Origin of the sequence: Nocardiopsis sp. MG754419, assembly GCF_018207095.1 — a bacterium.
GTDB lineage: Bacteria > Actinomycetota > Actinomycetes > Streptosporangiales > Streptosporangiaceae > Nocardiopsis.
The window spans coordinates 28545-48948 of record NZ_QOCZ01000051.1; the positions used below are offsets into that span (position 1 = coordinate 28545).

Here is a 20404-nt window from a genome sequence, read left to right on the forward strand (position 1 = left end):
GGCCGGTGTTCGTGTGCGTGTCGCCCTGCGGCCCCGACCCTCTTTGGAGACGAGAACCCGGTGCGTGACCCCGCAGATCTGTACGAACTCCACCCAGGTTTCGACGACGTCGCCGGCCAGGCGATGCTGGTCTGTCTGGACGGCTTCGTCGACGCCGGACACGCGGGACGCCAGCTGGCCGAACTGCTCTTCGAGCAGTTCACCGCGGAGAAGATCGCCACCTTCGACACCGATCGGCTCGTGAACTACCGCGACCGTCGCCCGTCGATGACGTTCAGCGAGAACACCTGGCTGGAGTACAAGGTGCCCGAGCTCGGCCTGTACCGCATGCATGACGACGAGGGAGCGCCCTTCCTCGTCCTGCACGGCCCCGAACCCGACCGTGAGTGGGAACTGTTCGTCGCCGCCGTCCAGCAGTTGGTCGACCGCTACTCCGTCTCGCTGACCATCAGCGCGCACGGCATCCCCATGGCCGTGCCGCACACGCGCCCGGTGACGGTCACCCCGCACGCCACCCGGCCCGAACTGGTCTCCGGTCACACGCCGTGGATCGGCCGACTGGAGGTGCCCGGCAGCGCCGTCGCGCTCCTGGAGTACCGTCTGGGCGAGCGGGGCGACGACTTCATCGGCTACGCCGTGCACGTGCCCAGCTACCTGGCCCAGTCCCACTACCCGCGTGCGGCCATCGCCGCCATCGGGTACGTCACCGGCGCCACCGGCCTCGCCGTGCCCACCGCCGAGATGGAGGAGACGGCCACCGCCACCGACGTGGAGATCGCCGAGCAGGTCGCCTCCTCCGAGGAGGTCCAGCGCGTGGTCGCCAACCTGGAACGCCAGTACGACGACATCATGACCTCCAGAGCGGAGGGAAAGACCCCGGAACCGCCCCTGGGCGAGGACGAGGCAGGGCTGCCCACCGCCGACGAACTCGGCGCTGAACTCGAACGCTTCCTCGCAGAGCGCGAGGGCGACGGAAACGGATGACCGTGTTCTACCAGATCCTCTTCAGCTCGGTCCTGCGTCACCTGGACGCGGAGAAGGTCCACCGGCTCAGTTTCGCCGCCCTGCGCGGCGTCACCGCCGTGCCCGCCGTCTCCGAGGCCATGACCCGGGTCCTGGGCCCTCGTGAGCCCGAGCTGACCGTGCACGCGTTCGGTCGCGAGTTCCCCGGTCCGCTGGGGATGGCGGCCGGGTTCGACAAGAACGCGGAGAGCCCCCACGGCCTGGCCGCGCTGGGCTTCGGCTACGTCGAGGTGGGCACCGTCACCGCCCACCCCCAGCCCGGCAACCCCGCGCCCCGGCTGTTCCGTCTCGTCGCGGACCGCGCCGTCGTCAACCGGATGGGGTTCAACAACGAGGGTTCGGCCCTGGTCGCCGAGCGCCTGCACCACGAGCAGGCCCGCCTGGAGCGGCAGGCCGGGCGCGCCGGGCGCGAGCGCCCCGTGCTCGGGGTCAACATCGGCAAGACCAAGGTGACCCCCGAGGACGAGGCGCCCGGCGACTACGCGCTCAGCGCCCTGCGGTTGGCCCGCTACGCCGACTACATGGTCGTCAACGTCAGCTCGCCCAACACCCCCGGTCTGCGTGACCTCCAAGGTGTGGAGCGTCTGCGCCCCCTGATCACCGCGGTCCGCTCGGCGCTGGTCGAGGCCGGTCGTCCCGCACTGCCGCTCCTGGTCAAGATCGCACCGGACCTGGCCGACGAGGACATCGACGCCGTCGCCGACCTGGCCTTGGCGGAAGGGCTCGACGGCATCATCGCCACCAACACCACCATCTCCCGGGAGGGTCTGGACACACCGGCCGACCGAGTGGAGGAGGCGGGCGCCGGTGGGCTGTCCGGAGCCCCGCTCAAGGCGCGCTCCCTGGAGGTGCTGCGTCGCCTGCGGGCCAGGGTCGGTGACCGCGTCACGCTGGTGGCCGTCGGAGGCATCGAGACCCCCGAGGACGCCTGGGCGCGTGTCCGCGCCGGGGCGACCCTGGTGCAGGGCTACACCGGACTCGTCTACGGTGGCCCGCTGTGGCCGCGCCGGATCCACCGGGGCCTGGCCCGCCTGGTGCGCGCCGCCGGATACCGGTCGATCGGCGAGGCCGTGGGCGTGGACGCCCCCGCTCCCGTGCTCACGGTGGTCCCGAAGGCCGACGAGGCCGGCTGAGACCCCCACGGGCACTCCCGCGTCCGGGAACGCGTGCGGCCGGTGGGGAGCCTCCCCACCGGCCGCACGCGTCGTTCGGGCCGACACCCGGCCCCCGTCCGACTACCAGCTGCCGTCCCAGTCCTCGGGGAACCGGGAGCCGGGGTCGGGGTGACCCATCGCCTGGCTGGTGGTGACGAACGTGTAGTCGTCCGCGCGTAGGCGTTCGATGATCTCGGGCATGGCGGCGATCGCGGGGGCCTGGGGGTCGTGCAGCAGCACCACTCCGCCCGGTTCCACCTCGCCGACCACGTTCTCGACGATCCGATCGCGGTCCAGGCCCTCCCAGTCCTTGCTGTCCACCGTCCACATGGTCTCCACCATGTCCTGGTCGGCGATGGTCGCGAGCACGTTCTCGTCGGTGGCGCCGAAGGGCGGACGGAAGAGCTCCACGGTGTGACCGGTCTGCCGCCGGGTCATCGCGCTCACCGCGGCGACCTGTCCGGGAAGCTCCTCGGCGTCCATCCGGTTCATGTGTTCGTGCACGTCGCCGTGGCTGGCGATCTCGTGTCCCTCGGCGTAGGCGCGACGCAGCGGGCCGGGGCGGGTCAGGACCGGGCCTCCGTTGACGAAGAACGACGCGGTCACCTCCTCCTCCGCCAGGATGTCCAGCAGGTGCGAGGTCGCCTCCACCGGTCCGTCGTCGAAGGTCAGGGCCACGCACTTGGTGGCGGCGTCGTCGCAGTCCACGTCCGGGTCGTGGGGCACGATCCGGCCCGGAGGGCGGTCGGCGTCGGACTCCGCCTCCTGACCCGCGGTCGCCGGCGGGGCGAGGTCGGGTTCGTCCACCAGGGACGCCTCCCGCGCGCGTGCGCCCAGTTCGGACAGCAGGGGCGTGGCCGTGTCGTGGTCGACCACGACGACCTTGCGACCGAACTCCGCGTTGGGCACGTGCCCCTCGACGACCGGGGACAGGTGCCCGTCGTCGAACTCCACCACCAGGTCGCCGTCGTCGTTGAAACCGATGGAGTCGTAGGTGCGCAGCACCGGGAACAGCGCGTCGGGGTCGACCTCCTCGTCGTCGGCCAGATCCTCGAGCACGAGGTCGTTGAGCGTGGCCAGGTCCTCCTGGCCGGCGAGCAGCTCGGTGGAGTAGGCGGTGTGGCCGGTGGCCGCGTCGTACCAGTAGGTGGCGTAGCCCTCGCGCAGCCCGTGCATGTCCTCCTCGGTGCGCACCAGTCGCACCCCGAGCACCCCGTCGGCCGCGCCCACCAGCTCCCAGTCGACCTCCAGACGCACCGGGTCGCGGGTGCCGGCACGGAAGTCCTGGACCTCCTCGTCGACACGGGCGGCGAGGCCCTCGGTGAACGGCGCGGCGTCGGTGAACCGGGGAAGGGCGATGTCGATCTCGACGTCGGTCTCCGGAAGGAAGTGGTGGTGTTCGTACTCCTCGGGGCCGGCGGTCCACTCCTCCAGGCCGTCCCCGACCTCCGAACGCAACATCGTGATCGACGCCGCGTCACCGCCGCCGCCGAGATCCTCCCCGCAGGCGGCCAGGGGCAGGACCACGGCCACGGTCAGGGCGCCGGGCCAGAGCCGCCCCCCGCGGCCCCCACGACGCCGGGGCACGACGCGTTCCGGTGCGCTCTCGCTCGACGACACAACCCGACTCCCTCTCCCTGGTACGGCCGCTCCCACCTCTGCTGGCAGCAACATAGGGGAGACGGACCCCGCTCCCGGTGCGGCTGACCACATGTGGACATCGCCCCGCGTCGGGGATCACCCCGTTCCCGGCGGTGCGGCTCCGGCCCGTCGGGAACGGCCGACACGTCGCATCCCCGTATCCCGGCGTCGGGCCGACGGCCGTCACGGACGGTGATCCCGACACGGAATCTCACGCGCCGTGTTCTTCGGGCCCGCGCTGCGCGTCGGCCCGTGGTCGGGCGCCTTGGTGGTCGGGGACCTTCGTCGTCCGCGGTGGGTGACCCGTTCCTCGCGATCCCACCGGGGGCACCCGGACCGAGGGCCCTTCAGGCCCGACACGAGGGGACTAGTCGTCCTCGTCCGCGTCCTCGGTCTCCTCCGGCTCCTCGGTCTCCTCCGGCTCCTCGGGCACCCCGTCGACGTAGCTGCGGCCCGGTTCGGGGGTGCCGAGCAGCTGCGACACCGTCACCATGGTGTAACCGCGTTCGTCCAGTTCACGGATGATCTCGTGCGACGCGTCGATGGTGGTGTCGTGGATGTCGTGCATGAGGATGATGGCTCCGTCCTCGGCCCCGTCGAGGGCGCGCTCGGCCACCACGTCGGCCTCGCGGTCCTTCCAGTCGTTGGTGTCCACGCTCCACATGATCTGGGCCAGCCCCATCTCCTCGGTGACCCGGGCGACGGTGTCGTTGGTGGAGCCGTACGGCGGGCGCATCAGGTCCATGACGTAGCCGGTCTCGCGGTACACCTGGGCCTGGACCGGATCCAGGTCGGCCCGCACGCCGCCGGCGCCGAGCGTGGCCAGGTCCGGGTGGGCCAACGTGTGGTTGGCCAACTCGTGTCCCTCCGCGTAGGTGCGTCGTACCGTCCACGGGTGCTCGGCCACGGGATGCCCGGTGACGAAGAAGGTCGCCTTGGCGTCGTGCTCGGCGAGAGCGTCCAGCAGTTCGGGGGTGCGCCCGCCGGGGCCGTCGTCGTAGGTCAGGGCCACACAGCGCGTGTCGGGGTCGGCGCAGTCGACCTCGTCGTCGATGGGGGAGAACTCCCCGGGTGCGCCCGGGGAGGAGCCGTCCTTGTCGGCCTCGGGGGCGGCGGCCACCGTGAACTCCTCGACGCTCCGGGTCGCCGCCTCGCGGGCCCGCAGACCGAACTCCGACAGCAGTTCCTCGGCCTCCTCACGGTCCACCATGACGTGGACACGCCCCTCGGAGGTCGGAGCGACCTGGCCGTCGTCGAACTCGACGATCAGATCGCCCTCGGGGCTGAAACCCAGGGAGTCGTAGAGGGTGCTGATCGGGTGCAGGGACGTGGCCGAGACGGTGTCCGGGACCTCTTCGCGGACCCGCTCGTTGAGGGCGGCGAGTTCGCTCTGGCCGGCGAGCAGGCCGCTGGAGCCGTGCACGGTGCCGTCGTCGGTCTCGTACCAGTACGTGCTGTGGCCCTCGCGGGTCTCCTCGGAATCGGTCTCGGTCGTGGTGACCCGTACGCCCACGATCCCGTCCCCGGCGGCGGTCAGGCGCCACCCGCCCTCGAAGGAGGCGGCGCCGGGGTTGGCGGCGTCGAAGGCGTGCACCCGGTCGGTGAGGGTGCGGTCCAGGAAGTCGGTGAGCGGGTCGGCGTCGGGGATGGCCGGGTAGGTCACGGTGACGTCGCTGTCGCCCTCGTAAGCGACCGTGGTCTCCTCGGTCCCGGGGACCGCGGCCGCCTCGACCACGGTCGTGCCCTCCTCGGACGCCTCCGCGGGCGGGTCCTCCTCGGTCTCCATCCCGACGTTCTCCGCGAGGTTCGCGATGACACCGTCCTCGGACGGGTCGGGTGGTCGTGTCGTCGACAGCACCAGTCCCGAGAGCACCACCAACGCGATCGCCACCGTGAGGATCGGGTGGTCGGGTGCCATGGTCGGACGGTCTTGCTGCTGCTTCACCTGGGGGCTCTCCACGTTCATCGTCAGACGAACGTTCGCGGAGGACGGGGGTAGGTTCGACTCCGCGTAACGCTGGTTTCGGGTGTGGTGCCGGGCTCACGGCGGGGGTTCGCTCGTGTGCTCCGGTTCAGGGGTCACGCCGGGTACAGGGGCGAAGGGGGTGCTCCCTATACTTGCAGCCGTGGAAGGTACACACTCCCGTCCTCGGTCGCCGGAGCCCGCTCCGGCCTGGTGGGGGTGTGTCGAAAGAGGGAACCCGGTGCGAATCCGGGACTGCCCCGCAGCGGTATGTGGGAACGAGCGTCGCCATGAGCACTGGTGCGCCGATCGTCGAGGTCGGTGGCCGGGAAGCGGTGGCCATTAGGAGAGCCGACGCGTAGCGTCGGAAACGCCCACGAGTCCGAAGACCTGCCTCCACCCGGCGGCGCACCCGTGCCGCCGGTGGTCCCGCGCCCCGAGGGAGGGCCGAGGTCGCCAGGCACGTGTGCGCGTTCGGCGTACCCTTCGGCGTGCCCGCGTTCCTCGTCTCCGCCCTCGTGGCCGGTACCCGGCTTTCGACGAGGGAGAGAAGCTTCATGGACACGACCTCCGCGGCCTCCCGGCCGTCCGTGCGCTCCACGGTGCACGGCTATCCGCGTATCGGCCCCGCGCGCGAACTCAAGCGCGCCAGTGAGTCCTACTGGAAGGGCGCCACCACCGCGGCCGAACTCGACACCATCGCCGCCGATCTGCGCAGGGGCGTCTACGCCGCGCTGCGCGAGGCCGGGGTGGACGACATCCCGTCCAACACGTTCTCCTACTACGACCAGGTGCTGGACACCGCGGTCCTGTTCGACCTCGTACCGTCCCGCTTCCCCTCCCCGGCGCAGGCGGAGGACCGGGAGGAGCAGCTGCGCCGCTACTTCGCGCTCGCCCGCGGGGAGCAGGGCGCGCCGCCCCTGGAGATGACCAAGTGGTTCGACACCAACTACCACTACCTGGTGCCCGAACTGTCGCCGAGCACCCGGCCGCGCCTGGTCGGCGACAAGCCGGTCGTGGAGTTCCGTGAGGCCGCCGAGGCCGGTTTCCCGACCCGCCCGGTCCTGGTGGGGCCGCTGACCTTCCTGCTGCTCGCCAAGGCCGGCACCGACGCTCCCGAAGGCTGGGAGCCGATCGCGCTGCTGGACGGACTCCTGGACGCCTACGCCGCGCTCCTGCGCGAGCTCGCGGCGGCCGGCGCCACCGAGGTCCAGCTCGACGAACCCATCCTCGCGACCGACGAGGGCCGCGCCGCTCTGGGGCACCTGGAACGCTGCTACCAGCGGTTGGGGTCCCTCACCGAGCGCCCCGCGCTGTTGGTGTCCACCTACTTCGGTTCCATCGGCGCGGACGCGCTCCGCGTGCTGAAGCAGGCCCCGGTCGAGGCCGTGGGTCTGGATCTGGTCACCGACGCCGAGGGCGTGGACGACCTCACCGCCGTCTCCGGTCTCGGTTCCACCCGTCTGGTCGCGGGTGTGGTGGACGGCCGCAACGTCTGGCGTACCGACCTGCCGGCCGCCGTCGCCGAACTCGGCACCCTCCTCGCCCTGACCGACGAGCTCACGGTGAGCACCTCGTGCTCGCTGCTGCACGTGCCCATCGACCTGGACGCCGAGACCTCCCTGGCCCCGGAACTGCGCGCCGCCCTGGCCTTCGCCCGGCAGAAGGCCGAGGAGGTGGCGCTCCTGGGCCGCGTGCTTTCCGAGGGGAGTGACGCCGGGTACCGGAGCGACGTCGAACCGCGCGACCCCTCCTTCACCGACGCGCGGGTGCGCGCCCGCCTGGACGCCCTGGGCCCGGAGGCCTACGCACGTCCCCAGGACCGGGTCGTGCCCGCCGTCCGGCCGCTCGCCACGACCACCATCGGCTCCTTCCCGCAGACCCCGGAGCTGCGCCGCGCCCGTGCGGCGCACCGCCGGGGCGAGCTGGCCACCGAGGAGTACAAGGCGCTGTTGCGCGCGGAGATCGATCGGGTCATCACGCTCCAGGAGGAGATCGGCCTGGACGTCCTGGTGCACGGTGAGCCCGAGCGCAACGACATGGTCCAGTACTTCGCGGAGCAGCTGGAGGGCTACGCGACCACCGAGCACGGGTGGGTGCAGTCCTACGGTTCACGGTGTGTGCGTCCGCCGATCCTCTTCGGTGACGTCGCGCGTCCCGCACCGATGACGGTCGAGTGGATCACCTACGCCCAGTCGCGCACCGACAAGCCGGTCAAGGGCATGTTGACCGGGCCGGTGACCATGCTCGCCTGGTCGTTCGTCCGTACCGACCAGCCGCTGGGCGAGACCGCCCGTCAGGTGGGTCTGGCCCTGCGCGACGAGGTCGCCGACCTGGAGCGCGCGGGTATCCGTCACATCCAGGTCGACGAGGCGGCGCTGCGGGAGCTGCTGCCGCTGCGGGCCGAGCGGCGCCCGGCGTACCTGAGGTGGGCGGTCGACGCGTTCCGCCTGGCCACGTCCGGGGTCGCCTCGACCACGACCATCCACACGCACATGTGCTACTCGGAGTTCAACCAGATCGTCGACGGGATCGAGGCGCTGGACGCCGACGTGACCAGCGTCGAGGCGGCCCGTTCGCGGATGGAGCTGGTGGAGGCCCTCGGCCGACGCGGCTACGGGCGCGGGATCGGCCCGGGCGTGTACGACATCCACTCGCCGCGGGTGCCCTCGGTCGAGGAGGTGGAGGCCTCGCTGCGGCTGGCGGTGTCGCACGTGGACGCCGCGCACCTGTGGGCCAACCCGGACTGCGGTCTGAAGACCCGCGGTTACGCCGAGACCGAGCAGGCGCTGCGCAACATGGTGGAGGCGGCCCGCAGGGTGCGTGTCGACCTCCCGGGCACCTGATCACCCTTCGCACATGAAACAGGGGGCCGCGGCTGTGCGCCGCGGCCCCCTGGTGTCTCTTCCGGGGAGGAGTCGGTCGATTCCTACTCGGCACCGAGGAGCGTGAGGGACTCCGCGGCCGCATCGGTCAGCAGGGCCTCGACGTCGTCGATCATGACCAGTTCGGAGCCGTCGAAGGACGAGACCTGGTAGGTGTACTCGATGTTCATGTTGCCCGCACGGACGAGGAGGACGGCGGTGGGGGCCGGGTCGTCGAGGATGGTCGACTCGGTGACGATCAGGTGGGCCTCGTCGCCCAGACCGTCGAGCGCCTTGTCCTCTTCCAGGCTCTCCTCCGGGTAGTAGTCGACACCACCCGTGTAGTTGTCGATGGAGTTCTGGAAGTCCGTCGTCGCGCTTTCGATGGAGTCGCTGCCGCCGAAGGGCACCCTGTACTCCAGCCACAGGCTGCTGTAGGCCCGGTCCGGGTTGCCCTCGGGTGCATCACCCGAGGCGGTGCAGCTCGAACGGCTGTCGGAGACGTTCTTGTTGAGGTTGTCCCGCATACCGAAGTCCGCGACCAACTCGTCGGTCATGGCGTCGCAGGGTTCGGTGGGCAGTGCGTAGGGCGGCTCACCGGTGGGGCCGTCACCACCCGTCGCGGGCTCCTCGGATCCGTCGTCGGCCGGCTCCTCGGTCTCCTCGGTGGTCTGCGTCGTCTCGTCGGGTCCGGCGGCGACCTGGTCATCGCCGCCACCGCGCGCGACGAGCATGATGATCACCGCGATGACGAGGACCACGATGATCGCGCCGCCACCGATGACCACCCACAGGCCGGCCTTGCCGCCGCCACCCTGGGGCGGCTGCTGCGGCGGGGGGTACCCGCCCGGCCCACCGGGGCCTCCGTGGCCGCCGTAGGGCGGCTGTCCGCCCGCGTACATGCCCTGGTCCTGGCCGGGGTTGCCCGGGTAGGGGCCCTGGCCATAGGGGGGCTGCGCGCCGGCGCCGGGCCCGTAGGGCGGCTGCCCGCCGGTGTGCCCGTAGGGAGGCTGTCCGCCGCTGGGGGCGCCGTAGGGCGGCTGTCCGCCGGTGCCGTCCCCGCCACCATAGGGATTCTGCGGTGGCTGGTTGTAAGGTCCGTTTTCGCTCATGGCTCCCCTCGCCCGGTGATGTTCTGGCCGTCGTCTCTGGGACGCGTACGCGCTTTGGTGAGTTCTCACGATTTTTCCGTGATGACCACCGGCGGAGCGCCGGGTGGGTGACAGCACGGGGAATCGCGGGGGAGGAGACCCCGGAACCGTCGTCGCTCCGCGGGCGAGGGCGGGCGGCGAGGAGCGGGAGTTCCCCGAGTCGTGAGAGGGTGCCCCGATTCGTGGAGGGGTTCCCGCCGACCGCCGGGATGATGTCGAGGGGACGAATCCCCACGACCGAGGGTCGGGACGTCAAGCATCCTAACCGCGACCATCGGGGGAGCGGCAGGGCGGACCAGGGTCAACGGGGTGAATCGTCATCGTTTCGTGCCGGTGGAGTTCCACGTCACCCTTCGCGTGACGTGATCGTGATTCCTCCGTGTGGATTTTCGTACCGTCCCGCAGGTAATGGGTCGGACGTCCCTTCGGGCCCTTGGTCCCGAGAGCGGATTCGTGGGCCGCGCGCACCGGGTTCCGGGAACGAGGGGAGCGGGGACGGGCGCGCACGCCGGAGGGGGCGGTCGGACGCCGGGGTCAGAACATCGAGATGTGCACGTGGTCGAAGTGGTTCTCGGTGATGCTGCCGCGGTCGGACATCGCGCGCCAGTCGGTGTCGCCCCGGCGCACGTCCCAGATCTGCTGGCGGTAGATCACGTACATGACCCCCAGGTCATCGGCGTTGTCCCGGGCCCAGTTGGAGATCTCCCAGCCGCGCTCGACCTGGTCCTCCGAGGGCATGGAGCCGTTGGAGCTCAGCATGAAGTCACAGGCGCGGCCCTTGGGGTGCTCGCCCACGACCCAGCCGCCCTCCTCGCGGTAGCAGCCCACGCCGCCCACGTCGGAGCCGCGCCCGAAGATCTCGATGCCCGTGTCGCGCATCTGTTCGGTGCGCGGGGTGATGTTGTCCGGCGGCCGCATGGGCTGCTCCGGGTGATCGGCGATGAGCCGGCGCACCTCCATGCGCCGTTCGTCGAGCTCGTCCATGTCGGCCTCGGCCTCGGCCAGCCGCTCCTCGGCGTTCTCCTGGGCGACCTCGTCCCGCGACAGCGCCTGGTCCAGCTGGTCGATCTTGTCCTGGTTGCTGGTGGACAGGTAGTCGATGACGACGGCGCGGTCGATGACCTCGTCGGGTTCGGACTCCACGAACAGCGACATCGAGGGGTCGATGCCACTGCTGGTGTAGGTCGCCACCGCCAGGGAGCGGACCTGTTCACGCGCCGCGTCCACGTCCTCACGGGTGGAGTCGGCGCGCGTCTGGGCGCGGTCCGCCTCCTCCATGACGTTCTCCATGTCCCGGAGTTCGCCGTTGTACTCCTCGGTGAGGGTCTCGGCGCGCGACTCCAGGGAGCTCATGGACTCCGGGTCCCGGGGTACCGGTGCGGCGGCCGCGGGGCCGGGGACGGCGGTGAGGGCCAGGAGGGCCACGACCAGGGCCGCGGCGCCGCCGGGGCCGGGGCGCGTGATCGTGCGGAGCGCGCTCGCGCTTGCGGAGAGCACGTCCCGCCAGGTGCGGTCGGTGGGGTCGGGCGCCCAGAAATCGGCGTAGTCGTCCACTCGGCTCGGGTCGTCGGACTGCACGGTGTGGTCGCTCCTCGTGCCCACACGCGAACCCCCTACGGGCACGGAGGCGCTGTGGACGCAGCTTCTCGTCTTTCCCGGACCGTGCGCGGGACACGAAGTCGGTGCCGGCCGCGCCGCGTCCACCCCGCTCGGCGAGGCAAGGTCACGGGACGGTCATGAGTGTAGGCACTCTCCGGGGTCTTCGGGAGGGACAGGGGCATTCTCACCCCCATCAAAGCAGGCAATGTGTCCTAAATAACCATATTAAGGTCAAGGGTTTTGCTGAACCGACCCATCCGATCATGGTTGAGTTGGGAGCGTGATGGCTCCCGAACACGACGAAGCGACCCTCGCCACCATGGCCGAACCCACCCGGCGGTGCGTTCCGCTGCCCGGCGGTCGCTGTCGTATGCCGCACCGCTTCTGAAGAGCGGGGCCGTCCTCGCCCCGCCCGGCGCCCCGGCGCCGTCCCGGGCCCGATCAGGGCCCCCGGCCGCCGCTCCGGCGCGTCGCCGACGCCCACCACCAGGCACTTCGTACGCTCGGGTGTGGGCGTCGATCCCACGCTGAGTCCAGCACCTCTTCGCCCGCGTGCGCGCGGGAGCTGCGACACCACCGCCAGACGTCGATGGGAAAACCGTGATTGACGCAGTGGGTCTCCACAAGACCTACAGGTTGAAGAAACGTCGGGTCCATGCCCTCAACGGGGTCGACCTGAATGTCGAGTCCGGCGAGATCTACGGGGTCGTGGGCCAGAGCGGTGCGGGCAAGAGCACCCTCCTGCGCTCGGTGAACCTCCTCGAACGCCCCGACACCGGCACGGTCCGGGTGGGCGACGAGGAGCTCACCTCCCTCCGCGGGGCGCGCCTGCGCGCCGCGCGCCGTCACATCGGGATGGTGCACCAGCACTTCGCCCTGCTCTCCTCCCGCACGGTCGCCGGCAACGTCGGCTTCCCGCTGGAGGTGGCCGGGGTCTCCCGGTCCCGGCGTGCCACCCGTGTGGGCGAACTCCTGGAGCTGGTCGGGCTGGGCGACAAGGCCCGCGCCTACCCGTCCCAACTCTCCGGCGGTCAGAAACAGCGCGTGGGCATCGCCCGTGCGCTGGCCTCGGACCCCAAGGTCCTGCTCAGCGACGAGGCGACCTCGGCGCTGGACCCCGCCACCACCGAGTCCATCCTGGCCCTGCTGCGCCGCCTGCGCGACGAGCTGGGTCTGACCATCCTGCTCATCACCCACGAGATGGACGTGATCAAGCGGATCTGCGACTCCGCCGCGATCATGGAGGACGGCAGGTTCCTGGAGTCGGGCCGGGTGCTGGACCTCATCGGCACCCCGGGTTCCCTGCTGGCGCGCTCGCTGTTCCCGCTGCCGGACAACGGAGGGCCGGAGTCGGTGGTCATCACCTACCCGCGCTCCTTCGACGAGCCCTTCATGTCCGAGCTGACCCGCCGCTTCGACGTGGACGTCAACATCCTCGGCGGCGGTGTGGAGCAGGTCGCCGGTCAGTCCGTGGGCCGGCTCAGCGTCGACATGCGCGGGGCCCGCCGCACCGAGGCGCTCACCTACCTGTCCGAGCACGGCCTGCTGGTCGAGGAGGCCGGAAAGTGATGACCGACGAGATCCTCCACCTGGCCCAGGACGGCGACGCCCTGACCGCGGTCGCCGACTTCGTCCGGGACTGGCCGAACATGTGGCCCAGCCTCTGGTTGGGCACCCAGGACACCATCTACATGGTGTGGTGGGCGACCGTCTTCAGCGTGCTGTTCGGTCTTCCCCTCGGCGTGCTCCTGGTCGCCACCGACAAGGGCGGGCTCATCCCGGCCCCGACCGTGCGCGCGGTGCTCAGCGCCATCGTGAACATCGGCCGCTCGCTGCCGTTCATCGTCCTGATGGTCGCGGTGCTCTCGCTCACCCGGTTCCTGGTGGGCACCACGCTCGGCCCCACGGCCGCGATCGTGCCGTTGAGCATCGGCGCCATCCCCTTCTTCGCGCGCCTGGTGGAGACCTCGCTGCGCGAGGTGGACCGGGGGGTCGTCGAGGCCGCGCACGCCATGGGCACCCGCAGGTTCACCATCGTGGGCAAGGTGATGCTGCCCGAGGCCATGCCGGGTCTCATCGCCGGTCTGGTGATGACCGTGGTCACGCTCATCTCCTACTCGGCGATGGCCGGCGCCATCGGCGGCGGTGGCCTGGGCGACCTCGCGATCCGTGAGGGCTACCAGCGCTTCAACGACCACTACCTGTGGGCGACCGTGATCCTGCTGGTGGTCATCGTCCAGATCGCGCAGAGCCTGGGTGATCTCCTGGTGCGCCGACTGTCCCGACGCTGACGTCCCGACCCCCGCCCTCCGTCCCCCGTATCCCCCCGTGAGTCGTCCGGAAGCAACGGTAAGGAGAAGGAGACAGCCATGACAGGGAGTGCGAACGTGCTGCGGGGGATCGCCGTGGCCGGCGCCGCGGCCGTGCTGCTGGCGGGGTGCGGAAGCCCCAGCGAGCGGTCCGAGCAGGACGGTGCCGACGACGACGTGGTGACCCTCCGGGTGGGGGCGACACCGCTGCCGCACGCGGAGATCCTCGCGTTCGTCAACGACGAGTTGGCGGCCGACGCGGGGCTGGCCATCGACGTCGTCGAGTACACCGACTACAACCAGCCCAACGCCGCTCTGACCGAGGGCGAGTTGGACGCGAACTACTACCAGACGCGCCCGTTCCTGGAGGAGTACCTCGCCGGCAACGACGACGCGGACCTGGAGTACGTGAGCGACGTGCACCTGGAGGCCTTCGGGCTGTACTCGCAGGACGTCGCGGACCTGGACGACCTGTCCGAGGGCGCGGAGATCGCCGTGCCCAACGACGTGTCCAACATGGGGCGGGCGCTCAACCTGCTGGCCGCCAACGACGTCATCACGCTGGCGGAGGGTGCGGGTGAGAGCCCCGAGGAGTCCGACATCGAGAACAACCCACTCGACATCACCCTCACCCCGGTGGAGGCCGCTCAGCTCCCGCGTTCGCTCCAGGACGTGGACGCGGCCGTGGTCAACGGCAACTACGCGCTGGAGGCGGACCTGCCGGAGACCGCGAACGCGCTGGCCTGGGAGGAGACCGAGGGCAGTGTGTACGGCAACGGTCTGGTGGTGCGCTCGGAGGACGTCGACGCCGAGGACATCGTGCGGTTGAACGAGCTGCTGCACAGCCAGGAGGTGCGCGACTTCATGGAGGAGCGCTGGCAGGGCATCGTCATCCCCATGGACGGTGCCGCCGAGCCGCAGGACGGCGGCGAGTAGCCCACCCCTGGGAGGCGGTTCCGCCACGGGCCGTCCGCCATGGCCCGTCCGCCCCACCGTCGTGAGGTGAGCGGTGCGGGTCGTGGGTCCCGGTGCCCTTCGGGATCCACGACCCCACCGCGTAACGGTTGCGTTTCGGCGAACTCTGGACGCGTTGACTTGCGAGTGCCGTTCTGCTTCCGTTATGGGAGCGCTCCCAAGCCGATTCCCCTCGTCACGGAAGGTGCGTAACGTAGCAGTGAGTAACCCGAACGATTTCCCCGAGGACTTCCTCTGGGGGGCGGCCACCGCCTCCTTCCAGATCGAGGGCGCCACCACCGCCGACGGTCGCGGCCGCAGCATTTGGGACACCTTCGCCGAGACCCCCGGCAAGGTGTTGAACGGGGACACCGGTGACCCCGCCGACGACCACTACAACCGCTACGCCGAGGACGTCGCGCTCATGAAGCGGCTCAACCTCGGCGCCTACCGCTTCTCGGTCGCCTGGCCCCGGATCGTTCCCGAGGGCACGGGCAAGGTGAACCAGGCCGGCATCGACTTCTACGACCGGCTCGTCGACGGCCTCCTGGAGGCCGGCATCCAGCCGTGGGCCACGCTGTACCACTGGGACCTGCCCCAGCCACTGGAGGACGCCGGCGGCTGGCCCGCCCGCGACACCGCCCTGCGCTTCGCCGAGTACGCCAAGGTCGTCGCCGACGCCCTCGGGGACCGGGTCTCCCACTGGATGACCATCAACGAGCCCTGGTGCTCGGCGTTCCTCGGCTACCACAACGGGCACCACGCGCCCGGCCACCGTGACGCCGCCGCGGCGCTCGCCGCCACCCACCACCTGCTCCTCGGGCACGGGCTGGCGGTCGAGGCGATCCGTTCCACCGGCCACCCCGCCACCGTGGGCCTGGCCCACAACCAGGCGGTCATCCGCCCCCACGGCGCCAACGCCGCCGACACCCGGGCCGCCCGTCGGGCCGACGGCGTGCGCAACCGCATCTTCACCGACCCCCTGTTCAAGGGCGCCTACCCGGCCGACGTCCTGGAGGACCTCGCCGACATCAGCGACTTCTCCTTCGTGAAGGAGGGGGACCTGGCGACCATCTCCGCGCCCCTGGACTTCCTGGGGATCAACTACTACTCGCCGGAGTTCGTCGCCGGTTCGGCCAAGGGGCTGGACCCGGCGCTGGTCAGCGGCGAGGGCGAGGCCTGGCTCGGGGCCGACCCCGAGGAGGTCCACGTCTCCCAGGGGCTTCCCGTCACCCACATGGGCTGGGAGATCGACCCGAGCGGCCTGTTCGACGTTCTCCAGCGTCTGGCGGGTGAGAGCGGAGGCATCGACCTCTACGTCACCGAGAACGGCTGCGCGTTCGAGGACACCGTCGAGGACGGCGCCGTCCACGACGTCGATCGCACCGACTACTACGAGGGCCACCTGCGGGCCGTACGTGAGGCGATCCACGCCGGAATCCCCCTGCGCGGCTATTTCGCCTGGTCACTTCTGGATAATTTCGAGTGGGCGTGGGGATACTCCCGCCGATTCGGCATCGTGCACGTGAACTACGAGACGCAGGAGCGCATCGTCAAGGACACGGGCCACTGGTACGCCGAGTTGGCCAGGACCGGAAGGTTCCCCGCACGGTGATCCACCGCGGTCGATGGGGCGCTCCTCCCGGGGCGCCCCACTCGCGCGTCGTTCCGGGGCCGGTCCGCGGCGGCACGGTGACGTGACCCTCCACGCCCTCCGTCCGGAACGTCCGGGCGGCACGGTAGACAGTCCAAGGAGCCTCGAAGTGGCCAAGAGCGGCGGCCGACAGCGGCCGACCCTGGAAATGGTGGCGCAACGGGCCGGAGTGGGCCGAGGGACTGTGTCCCGGGTAATCAACGGGTCCTCCCAGGTCAGCCCGCGGACCCGCGAGGCGGTGCACAACGCCATCGCGGAACTGGGCTACAGCCCCAACCAGGCCGCGCGCACGCTGGTCACCCGGCGCACCGACACGGTGGCCCTGGTGGTCTCGGAGTCGCGGGACCGCCTGTTCGCGGACCCCTTCTTCGCCGACATCATCCGCGGCGTCAGTTCGGTCCTGCACGAACGCGACCTCCAACTGATGCTCACCACCGCCCGCGGCGAGGCCGAGCACAAGAGGGTGGGCGAGTACCTCAGCGGTGCGCACGTGGACGGCGCCCTGCTGGTCTCCCTGCACCGCGACGACCCTCTCACCACCAGGCTGGCCGACTCCGGCGTGCCCGTGGTGCACGGAGGCCGGCCCTACTCCGACGTCGCGCCCGCGCCCTTCTGCGTGGACGTCGACAACGTGGAGGGGGGACGTGTGGCCACCCGGCACCTGCTGGAGACCGGGCACGAACGGGTCGGCACCATCACCGGTCCCCAGGACATGAACGCGGGTGTGGGGCGTCTCCAGGGTTTCCGGGAGGCCATGGCCGAGGCCGGTCGACGGGTCGACGAGGACCTGGTGGTGCAGGGCGACTTCAGTGTCGACGGCGGCGCCGAGGCGACCGCGGAGCTGCTCGACCGGGGGGCGCACCCCGACGCGCTGTTCGTCGCCTCCGACATGATGGCCATCGGTGCCATCCGGACCCTGCGTGAGCGCGGCCTGAGCGTGCCCGAGGACGTGGCGCTGGTCGGGTTCGACGACAGCCTCATGGCCCAGCACAGCACCCCGTCGTTGACCACGGTCCATCAGCCCACCGTCCAGATGGGTCGGGAGATGGCGCGCCTGCTCGTGGACGTGGCCATTCCGCGTACCGCCGAGTCGGAGCTGGTCACGTTGGAGACGCATCTGGTCGTCCGCGATTCCGGATGAACCGGCGGTCGGTTCGGTACGGGATCCCTTACCCCGCCGCCGAGCCGGACTTTCGTCCCATTCATCCCTCTGGACTCGCCGGTCCCGCCTGTGCGAGGCTGGTCCGGATTTCGGGGGAGACGGTGGGAGCGCATGGATCCGACGCGGGAGCCGACCCACACCCGGTGCGCCATCGCCCAGTGCGTTCGATGCGACCGGGACGGACTCGACTGCAGGTACTGCTCCGGCACCGGATGGTGGCGGCCCGAGCGTCCGCATCGGGAGGCCAGTGGGGTGATCGTCTGGTCCCGGATCGACGAACCCTGCCGTGGCTGCGCCGGGACCGGCAAGGAGCACGGTCCCGTGGTCACGTCCTGAGCCCCGTCCGGTCCGTGCAAAAGTGGGTGTGAGGATCATGGGCACGCCACCCGCAGCGGGGCGTGTTCCGTGGACGTCGCCCGCCGGTCGGCGGGAGGGGGTCGTCCGTACGCCCCCGGGGACGGGAACAGCACAGGGGGAGTGGGCACATTGCGCTGGGTCACCTATCTGTCGCCGAGTGGTGGTGGCACCCGGGTGGGCGCCCTCGATGACGGCGACGTGATGGGCAGCCCCGACCAGGACGGCCTGGACCGGCTGCTGGAAGCCGGCCTGGCCGCGTTGGAGGCCGCACACCGACGCGCCGTCGAGGGCGCCATCGAGATCATCGTGGAGCCGGAGGCGCGCATGTGCGCCCCCGTCGCGCCCCGCACCCTGGTACCGGTCCGGGTGGGGGACCAGGAGTTCGAGATCCACCCCGAACTGGTGCGCGGGGTCGACGACGCGGTACTCCCCGAGGCCCGGGTCGCGTGTGTGGGCGTGGCGGCGGTCGCCGTCGGACCGGGGCAGGCCCTGGCCTACACCCCCGCCTGCCTGTGGCTGGACGGCGCCGGCGACGGCGTGCAGCTCATCCTGGGACCCGTCCTGACCACCGCCGACGAGCTGGAACTCGGTGCGGTGGAGCTGGCCACCTCGGTGGAGGAACAGGAGAACGGCCGTGGGCGGGTCGACCTCGGCGACCCTCGCCTCACGTCCGGACCCGGGCGGGTGCACGCGGTGCTGCCGATCGTCACCCCGCGACTGGAGGCGGACGACGAGTTGTTCGTCGACGCCGGGGAACTGGGCACCTTCGAGGTCAGGGTCGGCTCCCAGGTCTGAACGCGGGGGCGTGCCGCCCGGTCAGGGCGTGTACTCCCAGTGCCAGGGCTCGAACCCGCCGCGTGCCCAGTCGGGGTTGTCCCAGCCGTGGGAGGGGGCCTGGTCGAGCATCCAGCGGTGCTCGGCGGTCCCCACCTCGTTGACGCCGCCGCACAGGTCCACGGCGATCCCCAGTCCGTGGGCGCTCGTCCCGGGCCGGGCGGCCATGCCGGGCAGCATCTCCTGGAACAGGCGGACCTGCTCGTGATAGGGCCGATAGGAGTCGGTCACGCACATCGGGCGACCGAACTCGGCGCGATAGGCCTCGTCGAGCGCGACGAAGGACTCCGCCGCGTCGGCGCGCAGCATCTCGCCGGCCTGGGGTAGCGGGCACAGCACGGTGTCGGGGATGTGACCGTTGTCGAAGCCCGCGACGTCGTCGCCGGCGCACACGCCCTCCGACGCCTCCCGCGCCTCCGTGGCCTCGGCGGGGTCCGCGGCCGCCGCCGGTTCCGTGTCCGGGACCGGTCCGGAGGCCTCCGCCGCGCGGTCCGACCGCGCCTCGTCCGCACCGTCGTCGGTGTCCTCGTCCTGCGGGTCGTCGGGTTCGGTCGCGGCGAGGGCCTCCTCCAACGCCGTCTGCTGTTCCAGGAGTCCCCGGGCGCGTTCCTCCTGCGCCTCGATGGCCTCCTCGGCGGACTCCCGTGCCTCCTTCGCGTCCTCGGTGGCCTCGTGCTGTTCCTCCTCGGCGGCGCCGGCCGCCTCGGAGAGGGTGTCGGCCGCCACACGGGCGGCCTCGGCCCGCCCCAGGTCCGCGGAGCGGTGCTCACCGAGCAGGACCAGGTAGGCGCCGCGTTCCAGGAGCCCCACGGGCCCCTCGGAACCGGTCCAGGCCTGGGCGATGTCCAGGTCGGCGCCCTTGTAGGCCCCGGCGGCCTGGCGTGCCGCGTTCAGGCGCCGGTCCTCCCGGTGCTCGGCCGCGGTCCGGGAGCGGCGGTCCGCGGCCTCGCGGGCCTCGGTGGCCTCGTCCAGACGCGCGGCCTCCCGGAGATAGACCTCGATCCTCTCCGAGGCCTGTTCACGCAGAGCCGCCACGTCCGATCGGGCGGTGGCGAGTTCCACCCGGAGTACCTCCAGGTCGTTCGGGGGCGCGGCCGCGGCGGGGGCGGCGAGGGCGAGCGTGGACAGCAGGGCGACGCCCAAAGGAAGCAGTCCGTTGACCGAAATCTGGCGGCTCGAAGCGACCCTTGCTGACGTGCTCGGACATCCCAGTGTGTCCGTCGCCTCGCTGCGGGTGATCGACTGTGGGCGTGGCGCGGTGCGCATCTCCGAAACTCCCCCCGGACCTGCGTGTACGTCCTGTCACGATGTCACGTGTCGTCGCTCTTGGTAACGAGGCGGGGGGTGTGTCCAAATAGTTACCTCAATGTCCGAGGGGTTTTCGGTCTCCCCATCTGACCTGGGGGATTGGTCATAATGGGGGCAGAGTGGGCATTATGACCCCCGGTCAGCGCTGTGGATCTCGATCAATCGGTACAAACGGCCGAAGCGAGCGCTTCGCGCCCATTGGTACGCTATCCACCGCACGCGCACCTCGACAGGATCTGGTGTGCGGCTCCTCTCCTCCCAGGCGAGTCCGGCGGACAGTCTTCACATCTCCCCACACTCCCACCGCTTCCTGCATCTGGTGGACCACGTGGTCTCTACCGATTTTCCGGTCCGGAGCGGTTCCACCCCTGGGTTCAACAGCCGTTCGAGGCGGTGACACGAAAGGTTGCGAGGGTCCGTGTCGACACGAG

General features: G+C 70.9%; 15 protein-coding genes and 1 riboswitch. Of the genes, 10 read left to right on the forward strand and 5 right to left on the reverse strand.

Annotated features, from left to right (window positions below; all coding sequences use genetic code 11):
- Window positions 1-60: 60 nt before the first annotated feature.
- On the forward strand, window positions 61-984 hold the full coding sequence (locus DSY14_RS12370) for a proteasome assembly chaperone family protein (RefSeq protein ID WP_211716667.1): 924 nt from the start codon (window positions 61-63) through the stop codon (window positions 982-984).
- Window positions 981-2156 carry a quinone-dependent dihydroorotate dehydrogenase gene (locus DSY14_RS12375; RefSeq protein ID WP_211716668.1) on the forward strand — a complete coding sequence of 392 codons (1176 nt, stop codon included), beginning with the start codon at window positions 981-983 and terminating at the stop codon, window positions 2154-2156. Before DSY14_RS12370 ends, DSY14_RS12375 begins: the two co-directional genes overlap by 4 nt.
- 102 nt (window positions 2157-2258) lie before the next feature.
- Here the strand turns inward: DSY14_RS12375 and DSY14_RS12380 are convergent, their stop codons facing one another.
- Both DSY14_RS12380 and DSY14_RS12385 read right to left on the reverse strand, forming a co-directional pair.
- Window positions 2259-3797: a polysaccharide deacetylase family protein gene (locus tag DSY14_RS12380; RefSeq protein ID WP_374224005.1), complete on the reverse strand. Its 1539-nt coding sequence runs from the start codon at window positions 3795-3797 to the stop codon at window positions 2259-2261.
- Between the two features lie 388 nt (window positions 3798-4185).
- On the reverse strand, window positions 4186-5736 hold the full coding sequence (locus DSY14_RS12385) for a polysaccharide deacetylase family protein (RefSeq protein ID WP_211716692.1): 1551 nt from the start codon (window positions 5734-5736) through the stop codon (window positions 4186-4188).
- Window positions 5737-5981: 245 nt separating this feature from the next.
- A riboswitch (cobalamin riboswitch) is annotated at window positions 5982-6194 on the forward strand.
- Between the two features lie 144 nt (window positions 6195-6338).
- Here DSY14_RS12385 and metE point away from each other — a divergent pair.
- Window positions 6339-8627: a 5-methyltetrahydropteroyltriglutamate--homocysteine S-methyltransferase gene (gene metE, locus DSY14_RS12390; protein ID WP_211716670.1), complete on the forward strand. Its 2289-nt coding sequence runs from the start codon at window positions 6339-6341 to the stop codon at window positions 8625-8627.
- 83 nt (window positions 8628-8710) lie between these two features.
- Here metE and DSY14_RS12395 read toward each other — a convergent pair whose 3' ends face one another.
- Both DSY14_RS12395 and DSY14_RS12400 read right to left on the reverse strand, forming a co-directional pair.
- Window positions 8711-9757 (reverse strand): DUF3558 domain-containing protein, encoded by a 1047-nt coding sequence (locus DSY14_RS12395; protein WP_211716671.1) that lies wholly within the window; start codon window positions 9755-9757, stop codon window positions 8711-8713.
- 573 nt (window positions 9758-10330) lie between these two features.
- Window positions 10331-11374 (reverse strand): hypothetical protein, encoded by a 1044-nt coding sequence (locus DSY14_RS12400; protein ID WP_211716672.1) that lies wholly within the window; start codon window positions 11372-11374, stop codon window positions 10331-10333.
- A 633-nt stretch (window positions 11375-12007) separates the two neighbouring features.
- On the opposite strand from DSY14_RS12400, the gene DSY14_RS12405 reads away from it, so the two are divergent.
- The 7 genes from DSY14_RS12405 to DSY14_RS12435 all read left to right on the forward strand — a co-directional run bounded on the left by DSY14_RS12405 (window position 12008) and on the right by DSY14_RS12435 (window position 18626).
- Window positions 12008-12964: a methionine ABC transporter ATP-binding protein gene (locus tag DSY14_RS12405; RefSeq protein ID WP_211716693.1), complete on the forward strand. Its 957-nt coding sequence runs from the start codon at window positions 12008-12010 to the stop codon at window positions 12962-12964.
- A complete protein-coding gene (locus DSY14_RS12410; RefSeq protein ID WP_211716673.1) occupies window positions 12964-13686 on the forward strand; it encodes a methionine ABC transporter permease in 723 nt (240 codons plus the stop codon). The genes DSY14_RS12405 and DSY14_RS12410 overlap by 1 nt, the downstream gene beginning before the upstream one ends.
- A 78-nt stretch (window positions 13687-13764) precedes the next feature.
- Window positions 13765-14640 carry a MetQ/NlpA family ABC transporter substrate-binding protein gene (locus DSY14_RS12415; RefSeq protein ID WP_211716674.1) on the forward strand — a complete coding sequence of 292 codons (876 nt, stop codon included), beginning with the start codon at window positions 13765-13767 and terminating at the stop codon, window positions 14638-14640.
- Between the two features lie 238 nt (window positions 14641-14878).
- Window positions 14879-16273: a GH1 family beta-glucosidase gene (locus tag DSY14_RS12420; RefSeq protein ID WP_211716675.1), complete on the forward strand. Its 1395-nt coding sequence runs from the start codon at window positions 14879-14881 to the stop codon at window positions 16271-16273.
- A gap of 148 nt (window positions 16274-16421) precedes the next feature.
- Entirely contained in the window at window positions 16422-17453 is a 1032-nt protein-coding gene (locus DSY14_RS12425) for a LacI family DNA-binding transcriptional regulator (RefSeq protein WP_211716676.1), read from the forward strand.
- Window positions 17454-17585: 132 nt separating this feature from the next.
- Entirely contained in the window at window positions 17586-17810 is a 225-nt protein-coding gene (locus DSY14_RS12430; protein WP_211716677.1) for a hypothetical protein, read from the forward strand.
- Window positions 17811-17960: 150 nt separating this feature from the next.
- The gene (locus DSY14_RS12435) at window positions 17961-18626 is read left to right on the forward strand and encodes a hypothetical protein (protein ID WP_211716678.1); all 666 of its coding nucleotides are present in this window, start codon (window positions 17961-17963) and stop codon (window positions 18624-18626) included.
- Window positions 18627-18647: 21 nt separating this feature from the next.
- Here the strand turns inward: DSY14_RS12435 and DSY14_RS12440 are convergent, their stop codons facing one another.
- Window positions 18648-19808, reverse strand: a complete 1161-nt coding sequence (locus DSY14_RS12440; RefSeq protein ID WP_249187761.1) for a M15 family metallopeptidase — start codon at window positions 19806-19808, stop codon at window positions 18648-18650.
- Window positions 19809-20404 lie beyond the last annotated feature (596 nt).